The 15500-nt window shown below is 57.5% G+C and carries 20 protein-coding genes; 8 read left to right on the top strand and 12 right to left on the bottom strand.

The features are described 5' to 3' along the window. Positions 1 to 76: 76 nt before the first annotated feature. From AB3226_RS20575 to tsaA, 5 genes are all read left to right on the top strand, one after another. Entirely contained in the window at positions 77 to 550 is a 474-nt protein-coding gene (locus AB3226_RS20575) for a GNAT family N-acetyltransferase (protein WP_367374386.1), read from the top strand. A 208-nt stretch (positions 551 to 758) separates the two neighbouring features. Continuing rightward, positions 759 to 1469 (top strand): rRNA pseudouridine synthase, encoded by a 711-nt coding sequence (locus AB3226_RS20570; RefSeq protein ID WP_123719810.1) that lies wholly within the window; start codon positions 759 to 761, stop codon positions 1467 to 1469. A 75-nt stretch (positions 1470 to 1544) separates the two neighbouring features. Next, a complete protein-coding gene (locus AB3226_RS20565; protein ID WP_008010137.1) occupies positions 1545 to 2015 on the top strand; it encodes a DUF1456 family protein in 471 nt (156 codons plus the stop codon). 194 nt (positions 2016 to 2209) lie between these two features. Further along, positions 2210 to 2980, top strand: coding sequence for an SDR family oxidoreductase (locus AB3226_RS20560; RefSeq protein WP_367374385.1), 771 nt, complete (start codon positions 2210 to 2212; stop codon positions 2978 to 2980). 285 nt (positions 2981 to 3265) lie between these two features. After that, positions 3266 to 3967: a tRNA (N6-threonylcarbamoyladenosine(37)-N6)-methyltransferase TrmO gene (tsaA, locus tag AB3226_RS20555; protein ID WP_367374384.1), complete on the top strand. Its 702-nt coding sequence runs from the start codon at positions 3266 to 3268 to the stop codon at positions 3965 to 3967. Positions 3968 to 4154: 187 nt separating this feature from the next. Here tsaA and fpr read toward each other — a convergent pair whose 3' ends face one another. Further along, positions 4155 to 4934 (bottom strand): ferredoxin-NADP reductase, encoded by a 780-nt coding sequence (fpr, locus tag AB3226_RS20550; RefSeq protein WP_003443014.1) that lies wholly within the window; start codon positions 4932 to 4934, stop codon positions 4155 to 4157. Positions 4935 to 5055: 121 nt separating this feature from the next. Here fpr and AB3226_RS20545 point away from each other — a divergent pair, with 121 nt between their 5' ends. Next, the gene (locus AB3226_RS20545; RefSeq protein WP_007907288.1) at positions 5056 to 5982 is read left to right on the top strand and encodes a LysR family transcriptional regulator; all 927 of its coding nucleotides are present in this window, start codon (positions 5056 to 5058) and stop codon (positions 5980 to 5982) included. On the opposite strand, the gene AB3226_RS20540 is transcribed toward AB3226_RS20545, so the two are convergent. The 3 genes from AB3226_RS20540 to AB3226_RS20530 all read right to left on the bottom strand — a co-directional run bounded on the left by AB3226_RS20540 (position 5979) and on the right by AB3226_RS20530 (position 8049). Further along, complete coding sequence (locus AB3226_RS20540; RefSeq protein WP_367374383.1) at positions 5979 to 6341, bottom strand: diacylglycerol kinase; 363 nt, start codon at positions 6339 to 6341, stop codon at positions 5979 to 5981. The two genes, AB3226_RS20545 and AB3226_RS20540, sit on opposite strands and share 4 nt — an antisense overlap. Positions 6342 to 6415: 74 nt before the next feature. Further along, positions 6416 to 7066, bottom strand: coding sequence for a response regulator transcription factor ErdR (gene erdR, locus AB3226_RS20535; RefSeq protein ID WP_052966391.1), 651 nt, complete (start codon positions 7064 to 7066; stop codon positions 6416 to 6418). Positions 7067 to 7305: 239 nt separating this feature from the next. Continuing rightward, a complete protein-coding gene (locus AB3226_RS20530; protein ID WP_367374382.1) occupies positions 7306 to 8049 on the bottom strand; it encodes a tRNA-uridine aminocarboxypropyltransferase in 744 nt (247 codons plus the stop codon). A gap of 189 nt (positions 8050 to 8238) precedes the next feature. On the opposite strand from AB3226_RS20530, the gene AB3226_RS20525 reads away from it, so the two are divergent. Further along, positions 8239 to 8664, top strand: a complete 426-nt coding sequence (locus tag AB3226_RS20525) for a PA3611 family quorum-sensing-regulated virulence factor (protein ID WP_367374381.1) — start codon at positions 8239 to 8241, stop codon at positions 8662 to 8664. Here AB3226_RS20525 and AB3226_RS20520 read toward each other — a convergent pair whose 3' ends face one another. After that, positions 8665 to 8859 (bottom strand): hypothetical protein, encoded by a 195-nt coding sequence (locus tag AB3226_RS20520; protein ID WP_007907277.1) that lies wholly within the window; start codon positions 8857 to 8859, stop codon positions 8665 to 8667. It abuts the gene before it with no gap. Between the two features lie 489 nt (positions 8860 to 9348). On the opposite strand from AB3226_RS20520, the gene AB3226_RS20515 reads away from it, so the two are divergent. Further along, on the top strand, positions 9349 to 10467 hold the full coding sequence (locus tag AB3226_RS20515; RefSeq protein WP_367374380.1) for a TIGR00730 family Rossman fold protein: 1119 nt from the start codon (positions 9349 to 9351) through the stop codon (positions 10465 to 10467). Positions 10468 to 10510: 43 nt separating this feature from the next. Here the strand turns inward: AB3226_RS20515 and recX are convergent, their stop codons facing one another. The 7 genes from recX to AB3226_RS20480 form a co-directional block, all read right to left on the bottom strand. Then, complete coding sequence (gene recX, locus AB3226_RS20510; protein WP_008010154.1) at positions 10511 to 10978, bottom strand: recombination regulator RecX; 468 nt, start codon at positions 10976 to 10978, stop codon at positions 10511 to 10513. 8 nt (positions 10979 to 10986) lie between these two features. Beyond that, positions 10987 to 12039 carry a recombinase RecA gene (gene recA / locus AB3226_RS20505; protein ID WP_007907270.1) on the bottom strand — a complete coding sequence of 351 codons (1053 nt, stop codon included), beginning with the start codon at positions 12037 to 12039 and terminating at the stop codon, positions 10987 to 10989. Positions 12040 to 12122: 83 nt separating this feature from the next. Continuing rightward, positions 12123 to 12623, bottom strand: a complete 501-nt coding sequence (locus AB3226_RS20500) for a CinA family protein (RefSeq protein WP_367374379.1) — start codon at positions 12621 to 12623, stop codon at positions 12123 to 12125. 80 nt (positions 12624 to 12703) lie between these two features. Continuing rightward, positions 12704 to 13222, bottom strand: a complete 519-nt coding sequence (locus AB3226_RS20495) for a lysis system i-spanin subunit Rz (RefSeq protein WP_367374378.1) — start codon at positions 13220 to 13222, stop codon at positions 12704 to 12706. Next, entirely contained in the window at positions 13204 to 13767 is a 564-nt protein-coding gene (locus tag AB3226_RS20490) for a glycoside hydrolase family 19 protein (RefSeq protein ID WP_367374377.1), read from the bottom strand. Before AB3226_RS20490 ends, AB3226_RS20495 begins: the two co-directional genes overlap by 19 nt. 20 nt (positions 13768 to 13787) lie before the next feature. Further along, complete coding sequence (locus AB3226_RS20485; RefSeq protein ID WP_367374376.1) at positions 13788 to 14390, bottom strand: tail fiber assembly protein; 603 nt, start codon at positions 14388 to 14390, stop codon at positions 13788 to 13790. 7 nt (positions 14391 to 14397) lie between these two features. Continuing rightward, positions 14398 to 15471: a phage tail protein gene (locus AB3226_RS20480; RefSeq protein WP_367374375.1), complete on the bottom strand. Its 1074-nt coding sequence runs from the start codon at positions 15469 to 15471 to the stop codon at positions 14398 to 14400. Between the last annotated feature and the right edge of the window lie 29 nt (positions 15472 to 15500).

Genomic DNA, 15500 nt, shown 5'->3' with positions numbered 1-15500 from the left:
GATGCGGGGCTTTTTTACGTCTATCGTTTTGTGAGAGAAAGAACTCGCGTCATCCACGCAAGAGAGGCAAGCAGGCATGCGCCAACACTCGGTCATTCACACACCGAAACAGAGCGACTACGAAGAACTCACCCAAGTGTGGGAAGCCTCGGTGCGCGCTACCCATGACTTTCTGCCCGACAGCTACATCGACCTGCTGAAGAACCTGGTGCTGACCCGCTACCTCGACGCGGTGATGCTGATCTGCACCAAAGACTCGCGCCAGCGTATCACCGGGTTCGCCGGCGTCGCGGCGGGCAAGATCGAAATGCTCTTCATCGACCCGGCGCATCGCGGCAAGGGACTGGGCAAGCAATTGCTGCGCTATGCCATGGAACACCTGAACGCCGATGAACTGGACGTCAACGAGCAAAACCCGCAGGCCTTGGGGTTTTACTTCAAACAGGGCTTTGAGGTGATCGGTCGCTCCGAGCATGACGGTATGGGCCAGCCCTATCCGTTGCTGCACATGCGTTTGCGCCAGTCTCAACAACTAACGCGTAATGGTTAATGGCTGACCCAACATAGAACACTGTGGGAGCTGGCTTGCCTGCGATGCAGACGACGCGGTCTGTCTGTCAGGTCGCAGCGATACCATCGCAGCGGTGCGGCGATCCGACAAGCCAGCTCCCACAAAAAGCCACACAGTGCAAATGGAGCCGGGATTAACCGGCGCCAGGCAGGTACAATGCCCACCCCTTTTTTGTTACGGCCCTGTCATGACTGACCCGATTCGTCTCTCCAAACGCCTCATCGAACTCGTCGGCTGTTCCCGTCGGGAGGCTGAGCTGTTCATCGAGGGCGGCTGGGTCACCGTGGACGGCGAAGTCATCGACGAGCCGCAGTTCAAGGTCGACACCCAAAAAGTCGAGCTCGACCCAGAGGCCAAGGCCACTGCGCCGGAGCCGGTGACCATCCTGTTCAACGTCCCTGCGGGCATGGACGCGGACACAGCCATGGCGACCATCAGCGCCGAGACCCTGAGCGAAGAACACCGCTACGGCAAACGTCCGCTCAAGGGCCACTTCCTGCGCCTGACCGCCAGCACCGATCTGCAGGCCAATGCCAGCGGTCTGTTGGTGTTCACCCAGGACTGGAAAATCCTGCGCAAACTCACTGCAGACTCCGCCAAGATCGAGCAAGAGTATGTGGTCGAAGTTGAAGGCGACATGGTGGCTCACGGCCTCAACCGCCTGAATCACGGCCTGACGTACAAGGGCAAGGAACTGCCGCCGGTCAAAGCCAGCTGGCAGAACGAAAACCGCCTGCGTTTTGCGATGAAGAACCCACAACCGGGCGTGATCGCCCTGTTTTGCCAGGCCGTGGGCCTGAAGGTCGTCGCCATCCGCCGTATCCGCATTGGCGGCGTGTCCATCGGCAAAGTGCCGTTGGGGCAATGGCGCTATCTGTCCGGCAAAGAGAAGTTCTAAGACTTCTCACGCCGCCATACATTTCGGCGCCGCTGTTTATGCGGCGCCCACTGCTGAATATCAGGATTGCACACCATGATTCATAACGACGTACTGCGCAGCGTGCGCTACATGCTCGACATCAGCGACAAGAAAGTCATCGAGATCATCAAGCTCGGCGGCATGGACGTGTCCATGGAAGACCTGCTGACGTACCTCGACAAGAAAGAGGAAGACGAGGAAGGCTTCGTACGCTGCCCGGACGAGGTCATGGCGCATTTCCTCGATGGCCTGGTGATCTTCAAGCGTGGCAAGGATGAAAGCCGTCCGCCGCAGCCGATCGAAGTGCCGGTGACCAACAACATCATCCTGAAGAAGCTGCGTGTGGCCTTCGAGCTGAAAGAGGACGACATGCACGCGATCCTCAAGGCGGCCGAGTTCCCGGTGTCCAAGCCTGAGCTGAGCGCGCTGTTCCGCAAGTTCGGCCACACCAACTACCGCACCTGCGGCGACCAGTTGCTGCGCAACTTCCTCAAGGGCCTGACCCTGCGCGTTCGCCCGCAGTAAATCGCCCACGAACCTGTAGGAGCACAGCTTGCTGGCGAAGGCGATCTTGAAAACGCCTTCGCCAGCAAGCTGCGCTCCTACAAGGACGGTGGCAGTTCAAGGCTGTATAGACCCTCATTCCTCGCAAAAATAGTGGCTCCGCTTCTGGCGGCTGACGACTAGGGTGTATTGACCCTCAGCTCTCAGGACTCGCCATGCATCCCTACTTTTCCCTGCAAGGCCGCACCGCTCTGGTGACCGGCGGCACCCGTGGTATCGGCAAAATGATCGCCAAGGCTTATGTCGAGGCTGGCGCCACTGTGTACGTGTGTGCCCGCGATGCCGACGCCTGCCAGCAAACTGCCTTTGAGCTGAGTGCCTTCGGGGTTTGTCACGCGGTAGCTGCCAACCTGGCCCATGAAGAAGGCGTCCAGCAATTGGCTGCGCACCTGAGTGAGCAGATCGGTCAGCTGGATATTCTGGTGAACAACGCCGGCACCACTTGGGGTGCGCCGCTGGAAAGTTACCCCGTCAAGGGCTGGGAAAAGGTCATGCAGCTCAACGTGACCTCGGTGTTCAACTGCATCCAGCAATTTCTGCCGCTGCTGCGCAAGGCCGGGTCCGAAGCGAATCCGGCGCGGATCATCAATATTGGTTCGGTGGCCGGGATTTCGTCCTTTGGCGAACAGGCCTATGCGTACGGCCCGAGCAAGGCAGCCCTGCATCAACTGTCGCGAATTCTGGCGCGGGAACTGGTGAGCCAGCACATCAACGTCAATGTGATCGCGCCGGGGCGTTTTCCGAGCAAGATGACTCAGCATATTGGCAATGATGAGCAGGCGTTGGCGGACGATACGGCGTTGATTCCGATGAAGCGTTGGGGGCGGGAGGAAGAGATGGCTGCCTTGGCGATCAGTATGGCGAGTACGGCCGGGGCGTATATGACCGGGAATATTATTCCTTTGGATGGTGGGTTTAGTCTCTGAGATTGGTGGTGCGGCCATCGCGGGCAAGCCACGCTCCCACAGGTTTTATGTCGTATACAAAATCAGTGTTCGCTCGAGAACCCTGTGGGAGCGTGGCTTGCCCGCGATGACGGACTAACAGACGCCACCGATCTCCCACAGGTCTTGTGTCGTATACAAAATTTGTGTTCGCTCGAGAACCCTGTGGGAGCGTGGCTTGCCCGCGATGACGGACTAACAGACGCCACCGATCTCGCGACCGCTCGGGTTATCATGCCCGCCTCAACTCCGCCTCGACCCCAAACCATGACCTACAGCGTTTCCCCCATCGGCTTCGTGCGCTCCTGTTTCAAGGAGAAGTTCGCCATTCCGCGCCAGCCACAACTGGCCCCGGCCGCTCGAGGCGTGCTGGAACTGGTGGCGCCGTTCGATCAGGGTGATGCGGTGCAGGGACTGGAGCAGGTCAGCCATGTCTGGCTGCTGTTCCTGTTCCATCAGGCCCTGGAAGAAAAGCCACGCCTGAAAGTCCGCCCTCCGCGTCTGGGTGGCAATAAATCCATGGGCGTATTTGCCACTCGGGCGACGCACCGACCCAATGGCATCGGTCAATCGGTGGTCAAACTGGACAAAGTCGAAGCCAATCGGCTGTGGATCTCCGGCATCGACCTACTCGACGGCACGCCGATTCTCGACATCAAACCTTACGTGCCTTACGCGGACATCATCGACACGGCGTCCAACAGCATCGCCAGCGCCCCGCCACTGCTGATTCCCGTGCAGTGGACAGACTCAGCACTGCAACAGGCTCACGACCACGCTCAGCGGCTAGATGAGCCCTTGGTCGAGTTGATCGAGCAATGCCTGGCACAAGACCCACGCCCGGCGTATCAGATTCCTGCACCGGAAAGGGAATACGGCGCGCAGTTCTGGGATGTGGACGTGCGCTGGCATTACCCCACGCCCGACCTGATCCGCGTCCTCGAAGTCATTCCCGTCTCCAACACGTAGGAAATTTCATCCGGCATAAAAAAGCCCGCGCAGCCTTAAGGCTACGCGGGCTTTTTATGGTCTACACCAAACCAATGTGGGAGCGAGCCTGCTCGCGATGGCGGCGTAACATTCAACAATGACGTTGACTGACAGTCCGCTATCGCGAGCAGGCTCGCTCCCACAGGTAGAGCAGTGCAGCGGTTTCTTACTTCTCGACGAACGCACGCTCGATCAGGTAATCACCCGGCTCGCGCATCCGCGGCGAAACTTTCAGGCCGAAGCTGTTCAACACTTCGCTGGTCTCGTCGAGCATGCTCGGGCTGCCGCACAGCATGGCGCGGTCATCCTGCGGGTTGATCGGTGGCAAACCGATGTCGCTGAACAGCTTGCCGCTGCGCATCAGGTCGGTCAGGCGGCCTTCGTTCTCGAACGGCTCGCGGGTCACGGTCGGGTAGTAGATCAACTTGTCACGCAGCGCCTCGCCGAAGAACTCGTTCTGCGGCAAGTGCTCGGTGATGAACTCGCGGTAAGCGACTTCATTGACGTAACGCACGCCGTGGCACAGGATCACTTTTTCGAAACGCTCGTAGGTTTCCGGGTCCTGGATGACGCTCATGAACGGCGCCAGACCGGTACCGGTGCTGAGCAGGTACAAATGTTTGCCAGGCTTCAAGTCATCCAGCACCAACGTGCCGGTAGGCTTCTTGCTGATGATGATCTCGTCGCCTTCCTTCAGATGCTGCAGCTGGGAAGTCAGCGGGCCATCAGGCACCTTGATGCTGAAGAACTCGAGATGCTCTTCCCAGTTCGGGCTGGCAATCGAGTAAGCACGCATAAGCGGGCGGCCGTTGGGCTGTTGCAGGCCGATCATCACGAACTGACCGTTCTCGAAGCGCAGGCCCGGATCGCGGGTGCACTTGAAGCTGAACAGAGTGTCGTTCCAGTGGTGAACACTGAGGACACGCTCGTGGTTCATGTTGCTCATGTACGTGGGACTCCTGGAGATTTGCCTGCGCCAATGATGTGCGCAATTGCAGCGCATTCTAATGGCAGCGACAATATCTGTTAACTGGATTATTAAGATAAGGGTTATCGGTTATATCGATATGCGATTTACTCTCCGTCAACTTCAAGTATTCGTCGCCGTCGCCCAGCAGGAAAGCGTATCCCGTGCTGCATTGACGCTCAACCTCTCACAATCGGCGGCGAGCACCTCAATCACCGAGCTAGAGCGCCAGTGCAGCTGTCAGCTGTTCGATCGCGCCGGCAAACGGCTGAGCCTCAACGCCCTCGGCAAACAGCTGTTGCCGCAGGCGGTGGCCCTGCTCGATCAGGCCAAGGAGATCGAAGACTTGCTCAACGGCAAGTCCGGTTTCGGCTCTTTGGCGGTCGGCGCGACCCTGACCATCGGCAATTACCTGGCAACCCTGCTGATCGGCAGCTTCATGCAGCGCCATCCGGAAAGCCAAGTGAAGCTGCACGTGCAGAACACTGCCAACATCGTGCAACAAGTCGCGCATTATGAAATTGATCTGGGTCTAATCGAAGGCGACTGCAGCCATCCGGACATCGAAGTGCAGAGTTGGGTCGAAGATGAGCTGGTGGTGTTCTGTGCGCCTCAGCATCCGCTAGCCAAACGTGGCATCGCGACCATGGAGGAGCTGAGTCATGAGGCGTGGATTCTCCGCGAACAAGGTTCGGGCACACGGCTGACGTTCGACCAGGCCATGCGACACCATCGCAGCGCGCTGAACATTCGCCTGGAGCTGGAACACACCGAAGCGATCAAGCGCGCGGTGGAATCAGGCTTGGGGATTGGCTGCATTTCGCGCCTGGCGCTGCGCGATGCGTTCCGCCGCGGCAGCCTGGTGCCGGTAGAAACACCGGATCTGGACTTGGCGCGGCAGTTCTATTTCATCTGGCACAAACAGAAATATCAGACATCGGCGATGCGCGAATTCCTCGAACTGTGCCGCGCGTTCACCGCCGGGGTTCAGCGCAGCGACGAGATCGTCCTGCCCACCATCGCTTAAAGCAGGATCACTGCCCACACCAGCGCGATCATGCTCAACGCCACGAATTGAGCAGCGCTGCCCATGTCCTTGGCGTTCTTGGACAGTGGATGCAACTCAAGGGAAATGCGGTCGATGGCCGCTTCCACCGCCGAATTGAGCAACTCGACGATCAAGGCCAACAGGCAGACTGCAATCAGCAGCGCCTGCTCGACGCGGCTGACGCTCAGGAAAAACGACAGCGGTATCAGGATGACGTTAAGCAGCACCAGTTGCCGGAAAGCCGCTTCACCGGTGAAAGCCGCGCGCAGGCCATCCAGTGAGTAGCCGGAGGCGTTGAGGATGCGTTTGAGGCCGGTCTGGCCTTTGAAAGGTGACATAAAGTGGGCAACTGACAAAAAAGGAGTGGGAAAGCTAGATCAAGCAAAGTCAAAAAAGCGTGAACATGTAGCACTTAGTGGCTCGAAATTGACTCAAGTTGTTGCAAGAGCAGCGCTGCCTGAGTCCGGGTCCGCACATTCAGCTTGCGGAAAATGGCCGTGACGTGGGCCTTGATCGTCGCTTCGGAAACACTCAACTCGTAAGCAATCTGCTTGTTCAGCAAACCTTCACAGACCATGGTCAACACACGGAACTGCTGAGGTGTCAGGCTGGCAAGGCCTTCGCTGGCAGCTTTGGCTTCGGCGGAAACGCTGACCGCTTCGAAGGCCTGGGGCGGCCAGAAAACGTCGCCATCGAGCACCGCGCGTACGGCTTTCTGAATGACGCTCAAATCACTGGACTTGGGAATGAAACCGCTGGCGCCGAATTCACGGGATTTCACCATGATCGACGCTTCTTCCTGAGCCGACACCATCACCACCGGAATCTGCGGGTACTGCCCACGCAACAGCACCAACCCGGAAAAACCGTATGCCCCCGGCATGTTCAGGTCCAGCAATACCAGATCCCAGTCGGCCTTTTCGTCCAGGCGGGTTTCCAGCTCGGCAATGCTCGCCACTTCCACCAGACGGACATCCGGGCCCAGACCCAGGGTCAACGCTTGATGCAGGGCGCTACGAAAAAGAGGGTGGTCATCGGCAATCAGGATTTCGTATGTGGCCATTTTTCAAATGATCCTGTTTTTTTATGGGACGCCTGATGCATTTCAGGCCTCGCCAAAACAACTCGAGGTGCAGCCACGCAGCAGCACCAACAGGGCACGTTCAACGCCAATTACGTAAAAAAGCAGCGTTTCAAACCTTGGCCGCGCCCTAATCGGCGCCAAGCATGCCCAGCGAAGCCGGGGTGGTCAAGTTGCGTGGCCCCGCCAGCGAGCCTGGTTCTTTGCAGTATGGGCGATGCTCAGCAGATGACGGGCGCCGCGTGCTGTACAAAGGGCATCAGCTCGGCGTGGGCCGGTGTTGCAACATTCATATCCAGCTGATGTTTAGCGTCCAGGTAATGCTGGCTGAACACATCAAAATAAGCGTCCAGTGCCGATGCAGCGTCTGTATCACCGGCAAGATCGAGGCACAGCGCCGCCACTTCGGCCGTGCACAGGTGCTCGCTGCGAGTGGACCTGCGCAATCGGTACCGTGAAAGCTTCTCAGGAAGCAGGCTCAGAATCGGCAACGCATCAAAATAGGGGCTTTTCCGGAAAATCTTCCGGGCTTCGGTCCAGGTGGCGTCCAGCAGAATAAACAGTGGGCGCCTGGTGCTATCGACCTCGACGCTGTGGGTAACTCGCTCAGGCTCGACGTATTCGCCCGGAAACACCAGATAGGGTTGCCATTGTGGGTCGGCCAACAGCGCCAGCAGTTGTTCATCGACTTCCGTGCGCGACCAAATGAATGCATGGTTGTCGCGCACCACATCGGCAATCAGCCAACCGGTGTTGCTTGGTTTAAACACTTCTTTATTGGTCATGATCAGGCACACGCCGCTACGGGTGTCGACCTGCGGACGCCAGGCGCATAGGCAGTGGCTCTCGATTACACGGCAGGCACGGCAACGGGTTGCCCGCCAGCCGCGGGCCTGAATCGGTTTGATGCCCTCTTCCTCTCGCTGATCACGCAAGCGGGCTACGGCGTTGGGGGCGTGGTTCATCGTGAGCAACACCGGCAGACAGGAAAACTCGACACAAACGGCACTCGGCAAGGCAATAAAGGCCAGCAGTTTACCAGAGCGGCCAGCGCAAGCCTGTACCGACCAGACCACCTCCCCTATAATTCGCCGCCACTGAACGCACAGTCACGTGGCTGGTCGAACCACCAGTCACTGAACCAGGAGAGTTTCATGCTGCGCCTTATCGTTCCCACCGCTGCCATTCTGCTGGCGTCGTCCTTCAACGCTCAGGCTGCATCCTTGAGTGAGCAGAATCTGAATAGAGAGCTGCGAAACGTCGCCGTACAAAGCAGCGTCGGCACTCCACGGGCGATCAACGAAGATCTTCTGGATCAGGGTTATACCGTCGAAGGCAATCAGCTGATCAATCACCTGAGCGTTCAGAGCAGCCACGCCGACAAGATGCGCGCCGATCCGAAAGCCGTGTACTTCCAGCTTGGCGCCTCCGTCTGCAGAAACGAGGGGTTCCGCAAGCTGATGGCCAAGGGTGCGATCATGCGTTACGACTTTACCGAAGTGAAGACCAATCGCCCGGTCGGCTCCGCAAGCTTCCAGGAATCAGATTGCCCGAAAGCCACACCGACCAAGAAAAAGTAATCAACGGGAATTGGCGCGCCGCTGTTCATCCTCGGCGCGCAGTTCTGCCAACAGCGCCTGCAAGTAGCGCGAACGTCGCTCCCCGCCCTCCAGACGCCGGCAGCACTCCTCTTCGAGACTCAAATGATTGGTCTCGGCTGATAATTTCAGCAATCGATACAGTTGCGCATCGATCTCCAGAGTGACTCTGGGCATGGTTTCCCGCCTCCTTGCACGCATTGATCGTCGTTGATCACGCGATAAATCCCTGAATTGCTTGATCGTTGCGTCCTGCCATTGACGCAAAGCTGTCGTGTCACGCCTGTAACTTAGTAAATCAGAGCGCAGGACAGATGGCTTGCGTTCAGACGAGCGGTGAAAGCACCTTGCAAATGGTCAATAAGCGATTGCCAGGAAAGACTTTGCGGCGCAATGATCAGGCAGCGCAAATCGTTGCGAGGGTCTAAATTCATAGTGTTCACGTTGATTTTTTTCAGGGCAGAAAAGGGGCTGCCCATTGCGTGTCTTATTGTGCGAACGTTTCTTTCATTCAAGGGATAAGCAGAGCCCGTATGGATGGCTCGATTGCAACCGAGTCAGATGGAGCGCCCAGGCAAGGGCTTGGGCAGACAGCGACACAAGGGGTGTCGCGGCGCCGACGATTGTTTTGTCGGGCCAAGGGTTCTGTGCAGAAGGAGAAGTTGAATGCCTTACCAACCGAATGACCTCCTGAGCCGTCATTTTCAAGAAAGCGGCCACGACCTCACCAGCAAGGTCGAAGAACAACTCAACCTGGTTTCACCCAACAGCCCCAACATCCCGATTTACCGCGACATGATCCTGACTGTGCTGCGCATGGCCCAGGAAGATCACAACCGCTGGAATGCCAAGATCACCCTGCAAGCCCTGCGCGAACTCGAGCATGCCTTCCGTGTGCTGGAGCAGTTCAAGGGACGACGCAAAGTCACCGTTTTCGGGTCGGCCCGCACGCCGATAGAACACCCACTGTATGGTTTGGCCCGAGAACTTGGCGCCGCTCTGGCGCGCTCGGACATGATGGTCATCACCGGTGCCGGCGGCGGCATCATGGCGGCGGCCCACGAAGGTGCCGGCCTGGAACACAGCCTGGGATTCAATATCACCCTGCCCTTCGAGCAACATGCCAATCCCACGGTCAATGGCACTGGTAATCTGCTGCCCTTCCACTTTTTCTTTACCCGCAAGCTGTTCTTCGTCAAGGAGGCCGATGCGCTGGTGCTGTGCCCAGGCGGTTTCGGTACGCTGGATGAAGCGCTGGAAGTACTGACCCTGATTCAGACTGGCAAAAGCCCATTGGTGCCCGTGGTGCTACTGGATGCGCCGGGCGGCAAGTTCTGGCAAGGCGCGCTGGACTTCATTCACCAGCAACTGGAGGAAAATCGTTACATCCTGCCAACCGACATGAAGCTGTTGAGTCTGGTCTACAGTGCCGAAGAGGCAGTGGAGCAGATCAATCAGTTCTACAGCAACTTCCACTCCAGCCGCTGGCTCAAGCATCAGTTCGTGATTCGCATGAACCACAAACTCAGCGACCGGGCGCTTGAACACATGCAGGAGGCATTCGCCGACCTGTGCCTGAGCGATCATTTCCATCAGCACGCCTACAGCGGTGAGGAGCACGACGAAGCGCAGTTCAGCCATCTGGCGCGACTGGCCTTCACCTTCAACGCCCGTGATCATGGCCGTCTGCGGGAGTTGGTGGATTACATCAACCTGCCGGAAAACTGGGCCCAATCCAAACCCCAGGCGCAACAACGCACACGGGAACCGTCCAAGGTAACGTGAGGCAAAAAAAAACGGCCCACTATCGAAATAGCGAGCCGTTCATTCAATCGTCCATCCCTCGGCCGCTGAACAAGCGGCTGATCATTTCCATGGAATATCCCCGATAACTCAGGAACCTGCCCTGTTTGGCACGTTCCCGGGCGTCTATCGGTAAATGCCCGGAAAATTTGCGCCGCCAGGTGTCTTCCAGTTGTTCCTGCCAGTTGATACCGCTCTCGCGTAACGCCAGTTCGATGTCGGTACGTTGCAGGCCACGCTGGCTCAACTCTTCACGAATTCGCAAAGGGCCATAACCGGAACGGGCACGGTAGGAAACAAAGCTCTCGAGGTAACGGGACTCGGACAACAGGCCCTCTTCCGTCAAGCGGTCGAGTGCTGTGTCGATCATTTCAGGGAGGGCGCCGCGCTGACGCAGTTTACGCGTCAGCTCGACTCGACCGTGCTCGCGTCGCGCGAGCAGGTCCATTGCGGTTCGCCGCACCGCGACGAGTGTATCGAGTACGGCGGTCATCGGATCAATCAGATATCAGCGTCAGCCAGGTCATCAGCCGTCTCTTTGACTGGCGATGCTTTGACGTCCGGCGCTGGAGTCAACAGCTTGTCGCGCAGTTGCTTCTCAAGTTTCGCGGCGATCTCCGGGTTGTCCGCCAGGAACTTGGCCGAGTTGGCCTTGCCCTGACCGATCTTGGTGCCTTCGTAGGCATACCATGCACCGGATTTCTCGACGAAACCGTGCAGAACACCCAGGTCGATCATCTCACCGTTGAGGTAGATGCCCTTGCCGTAAAGAATCTGGAACTCGGCCTGACGGAACGGCGAAGCCACCTTGTTCTTCACGACTTTGACGCGGGTTTCGCTACCGACGACTTCATCACCTTCTTTCACCGCACCAGTACGGCGGATGTCCAGACGAACCGATGCGTAGAACTTCAGCGCGTTACCACCAGTGGTGGTTTCCGGGCTGCCGAACATCACGCCGATTTTCATACGGATCTGGTTGATGAAGATCACCAGGCAGTTGGCGTTCTTGATGTTACCGGTGATTTTACGCAGCGCCTGGGACATCAGACGGGCTTGCAGGCCAACGTGCATGTCGCCCATTTCGCCTTCGATTTCAGCCTTTGGCACCAGAGCGGCCACGGAGTCGACGATGATCACGTCAACCGCGTTGGAACGCACCAGCATGTCGGTGATTTCCAGGGCCTGCTCGCCGGTGTCCGGTTGGGAAACCAGCAGGTCATCGACGTTGACGCCCAATTTACCGGCGTACTCAGGGTCGAGGGCGTGTTCGGCGTCGACGAATGCGCAGGTCGCGCCGGCTTTTTGAGCCTGGGCGATCACCGACAGTGTCAGCGTGGTTTTACCGGAGGATTCAGGACCGTAGATCTCAACGATACGGCCTTTTGGCAGACCGCCAATGCCGAGCGCGATGTCCAGACCCAGAGAGCCAGTGGAAATAGCCGGGATCGCCTGACGGTCCTGATCGCCCATACGCATTACGGCACCCTTGCCGAATTGACGTTCGATCTGACCCAGGGCCGCAGCCAAGGCTTTCTTCTTGTTGTCGTCCATTAAAGTCCTCACGTAATCAATAAGGCCTGACGGCCAACACCTGTATAAGTAGCCAGTATTATTCCACAGCGTTTCAGGATCGCCTACCCCTGATTTGAGATTTCTCCAGTGGCATGCCGCAGCAGCCCCTCTAGCGCGGCCTTCACCGTTTGTCGGCGGACCTCGTCACGGTTACCGGGAAAGTACTGCACCTCGCTGAACATCTGCTCACCGACGCCCCAGGCCAGCCATACCGTGCCCACAGGCTTGCTCGGCGAACCGCCATCCGGCCCGGCTACACCGCTGACCGCCACGGCAAAACGCGCCCGGCTTTTTTCCTGCGCACCGCGAACCATGGCCTCGACCACCTCGCGACTGACCGCCCCGACAGTTGGAAACAACTCAGCCGGGACGTCCAATTGCTGGGTTTTCTGGCGGTTGGAGTACGTGACATAACCGGCCTCGAACCACGCTGAACTCCCCGGTATTCGGGTGATCGCCTCGGCAATCCCGCCACCGGTACAGGATTCGGCGGTGGTGACGTGGGCATTAAGAACCTGCAAGCGTCTGCCAAGTTCAGCGGCCAGCTGAGTGATATCTTTCACGGCTCTCTCCTGATCGAGCGGAATGAGGCCTACCGTACACGAGCCGATCACGCTTGCAAGGTTCAGGATCGATCAAAATGTTAGCGAGCGAGGGCTCTGACATAGGCCTGACACGCCTGCAGGGCAATCAGTCCGATATGGCCTGCGTTGGTGATGGCGATAATTCGTTGAGCATGCGCCGGGTCAAGTCGGGCTCGCGGGGCGCCATGATCCACGCCGCCGGTGCCGGAGGCGGCTGGCACTGCACAGGCTGAGGCAGCGTCATTGGCATCGAGGAGGACTGACAAGCGCACATCAGCAGTGGCAAGACGATCGCGCAGGCGACCTTGATCACGTTCGGCATCGCTAAGCGCTCGATAATGGGTTTGTTCACTGGCCGACAGCCGCTGCTCCAGAGTCAGACGCTTGTCCTGCTCGGCCTGTTGCTGGGTCGCGTCGGTCAGAATCAGTTGATTAAGGGTCTCGGCGTGCAGCCTGGCCTGCTCCGCCAGTTGCCGGCCGTAGCGCCAATCCTGAAACTGCCAGGCCAATGCCGCCGAACAACCGGCCAACACCAGCAGACCGATCAGTCGCCAGCCGATCAGACCGACGCCTGGCACAGCACCGCCCTCGCCCGCGCCCAGAGTTCCAGTCGATCCTGCAAACCGTTCAACCCGCCGTTGATACGGCGGGTAATGCTGTTGAACTGATCGCGGTCAGCCAGTTCATTCAAGCTGTTCTGCTCCCAGAACCATGCCGCTGATTCGGCCGCCCATTGGGGCTGCTCCAGCAGTTCAGGCAGAGACAGCAGACGTTCATCGCCAAACAGGCCGAGACTGCATTGCCGGTAGTTGTTGCGGCCGGTGATCTGGATCAGGCCACGGCCACGGTATTTTTGACCGTCGCCGTCGGGTTCTGGAGTGTTGCCTAAACGGGTGGCCAGGGTGCCGGTGTCGTATTTGCTCAGGTATTGAGTACTGCCCAGTTCACGTACGTACTGCAACTGCCCCGATTCGTGACCGACTTGCGCGAGGAAGGCGGCGATGCGTTTGGGGGTGTTGATGTTGCGGTGAGACATGGCGGTGTTCAGGGCGGAAATGAAAACGCCCGCTTGGGAGCGGGCGTTGGGCATTATTTTAAGTAGCTGCCATTCTGTTAGCGGCATAATTTGACCTCTACTTATTTTTATTTGGTGCGAAAAAGCGAGAGCAACGACTTCGTCGGCTCCTTGGGTTCAGCAATCGCCAATATCGGCCACTCCACCTCAAAGGGAAAACCGACTTGTTGTTCGATGCGACTCAACGCAACGCAATAGCGTTTCCAGCCCTGCAGTGTCGATTGCTCTTGTTGCGTGGCATCGCCCAGGTCGACTGCATATTGCAGCGGAGCAATGCGCAACACGGCATCGCGTAAATAACTATCTCGATCCGCCAAAACCATTGCTGCTTCACTGTCACGTTTTGCCGATTCATCAAACTGCCAAGCACCGTCGCCCCATACATGAAATGCACCAGGCCAGACCTGCTCTGTCAGTCCCGCCGGTAGCTCACCTAACGCCACCCACTGTTCACTGGCGCCTGTGTCGACCCGATAAACAGTGCCTCTCCTGTCAGGCACCTGCGTCACCTCCCCCTCAACCAAAGCCCATATGAAACCAACAGCAGGTGTTTCCAAAACATCAACAAATGCAATGGAGTTGCTGGGTTGCAATGCACCTAATCCCGGTATGACTGGAAACACTACAGGCCCAATCAATGCCTGAACATCATCAATCAGATAATTAACCATAGCGCCCTCAAATAACCTTGATCCGACCTGGATAGGCGATGTTCAGTGGGCGGGTCTCATTGGAAGAGCGACCACCGATCATTCCTTCAACAACCACCCATCGATTAGTCGAAGCCCCTGCATTCACTCCAATCTCAGCAATGTTTGCATTCATCTGGTTACCTGAATTGAGGGTTGTGCTAGTCGTACCTTTGCTTTGATTGAGCAGAGCATGACCATGCTCCTGCAATGTGTCGGTCTCTCTGGAACCTGCAACTCGACCAGGATTCACTCCACGACTTTCATCAAGTACACGCAAAAACTCTCCACGCCCTTCTGGCCCTCTAAAGGTGGAAACACCATCCCCACTGGTCCAGCCGCCTTCATATCCAACGCGCGCAGACTCCGTTCTTAACATGCCGGACTGTTGAGCATGATCCCATAGCCAGGGCCATTCATTACGGTAGAGTACGGTCCCGTTCAAGGCCCCATATCCTCCGGGGCTGAACAATGTGGTTGTTTCAAAGACCGGTCGTCCAAGCGCCGTGTTATCAAAACGTCCTACTGGCCACCAACTGCCGGAAGCATCACTGCGCAGGTGCCACCAATCGCCCGCGCCCATCAATACCAAAAACGGATAACCCGTAGCACGCAGATGGGTATGAAACTTAATGGTGTCGGTGCCTGAACACTGAACGAGCAAACGGCTACCACTGTTATCCAGCCGTCGAATGATGACATCACGAATACCCAGAGTCGCATCGACAGCTGGAAGTGTAAGCGTGATGGTTTCCGAAGCCCCACTCACAAGAATAAGGCCCAAGTCTTCAGAGGTCAGTACTTTTGACGCCGTAAAATTTTTCACCAGCGACAACATTGGACTTGCCTTGGTCATCATTAACTTAATAGCTTTGAGCAACTGATTATTATCAGCCTCAGCGGGGGTCAACCCAACCGAACTGATAACACTCAATATTTCTTGAGTAACACCGTTACCCCACACTGAAGGGACCAACGATCCCGGCGTGCCAGCGATGGGATCCTCATCCACAAACATGCCATTGACCAACCCTATGTTTGGTACGCTTTTTGGATAATCCACACGTTCATCCTCCCTCGAAAATAACAAAT

This window comes from Pseudomonas lini (assembly GCF_964063345.1).
GTDB lineage: Bacteria > Pseudomonadota > Gammaproteobacteria > Pseudomonadales > Pseudomonadaceae > Aquipseudomonas > Aquipseudomonas lini_B.
Note: the sequence above shows the minus strand (reverse complement) of the source record. Positions and strands in the feature narration are given on the sequence as shown.

Excerpts from the sequence above, each read along its gene's own strand:
- AB3226_RS20575 (WP_367374386.1), top strand. The coding sequence starts at position 77 with ATGCGCCAACACTCGGTCATTCACACACCGAAACAGAGCGACTACGAA.
- tsaA (WP_367374384.1), top strand. The coding sequence starts at position 3,266 with ATGACCTACAGCGTTTCCCCCATCGGCTTCGTGCGCTCCTGTTTCAAG.
- AB3226_RS20530 (WP_367374382.1), bottom strand. The coding sequence starts at position 8,049 with ATGAACCACGCCCCCAACGCCGTAGCCCGCTTGCGTGATCAGCGAGAG.
- AB3226_RS20520 (WP_007907277.1), bottom strand. The coding sequence starts at position 8,859 with ATGCCCAGAGTCACTCTGGAGATCGATGCGCAACTGTATCGATTGCTG.
- AB3226_RS20515 (WP_367374380.1), top strand. The coding sequence starts at position 9,349 with ATGCCTTACCAACCGAATGACCTCCTGAGCCGTCATTTTCAAGAAAGC.
- AB3226_RS20565 (WP_008010137.1), top strand. The coding sequence starts at position 1,545 with ATGATTCATAACGACGTACTGCGCAGCGTGCGCTACATGCTCGACATC.
- erdR (WP_052966391.1), bottom strand. The coding sequence starts at position 7,066 with ATGGCCACATACGAAATCCTGATTGCCGATGACCACCCTCTTTTTCGT.
- AB3226_RS20570 (WP_123719810.1), top strand. The coding sequence starts at position 759 with ATGACTGACCCGATTCGTCTCTCCAAACGCCTCATCGAACTCGTCGGC.
- recX (WP_008010154.1), bottom strand. The coding sequence starts at position 10,978 with ATGACCGCCGTACTCGATACACTCGTCGCGGTGCGGCGAACCGCAATG.
- AB3226_RS20490 (WP_367374377.1), bottom strand. The coding sequence starts at position 13,767 with ATGCCGCTAACAGAATGGCAGCTACTTAAAATAATGCCCAACGCCCGC.
- AB3226_RS20545 (WP_007907288.1), top strand. The coding sequence starts at position 5,056 with ATGCGATTTACTCTCCGTCAACTTCAAGTATTCGTCGCCGTCGCCCAG.
- AB3226_RS20485 (WP_367374376.1), bottom strand. The coding sequence starts at position 14,390 with ATGGTTAATTATCTGATTGATGATGTTCAGGCATTGATTGGGCCTGTA.
- fpr (WP_003443014.1), bottom strand. The coding sequence starts at position 4,934 with ATGAGCAACATGAACCACGAGCGTGTCCTCAGTGTTCACCACTGGAAC.
- AB3226_RS20540 (WP_367374383.1), bottom strand. The coding sequence starts at position 6,341 with ATGTCACCTTTCAAAGGCCAGACCGGCCTCAAACGCATCCTCAACGCC.
- AB3226_RS20525 (WP_367374381.1), top strand. The coding sequence starts at position 8,239 with ATGCTGCGCCTTATCGTTCCCACCGCTGCCATTCTGCTGGCGTCGTCC.
- recA (WP_007907270.1), bottom strand. The coding sequence starts at position 12,039 with ATGGACGACAACAAGAAGAAAGCCTTGGCTGCGGCCCTGGGTCAGATC.
- AB3226_RS20560 (WP_367374385.1), top strand. The coding sequence starts at position 2,210 with ATGCATCCCTACTTTTCCCTGCAAGGCCGCACCGCTCTGGTGACCGGC.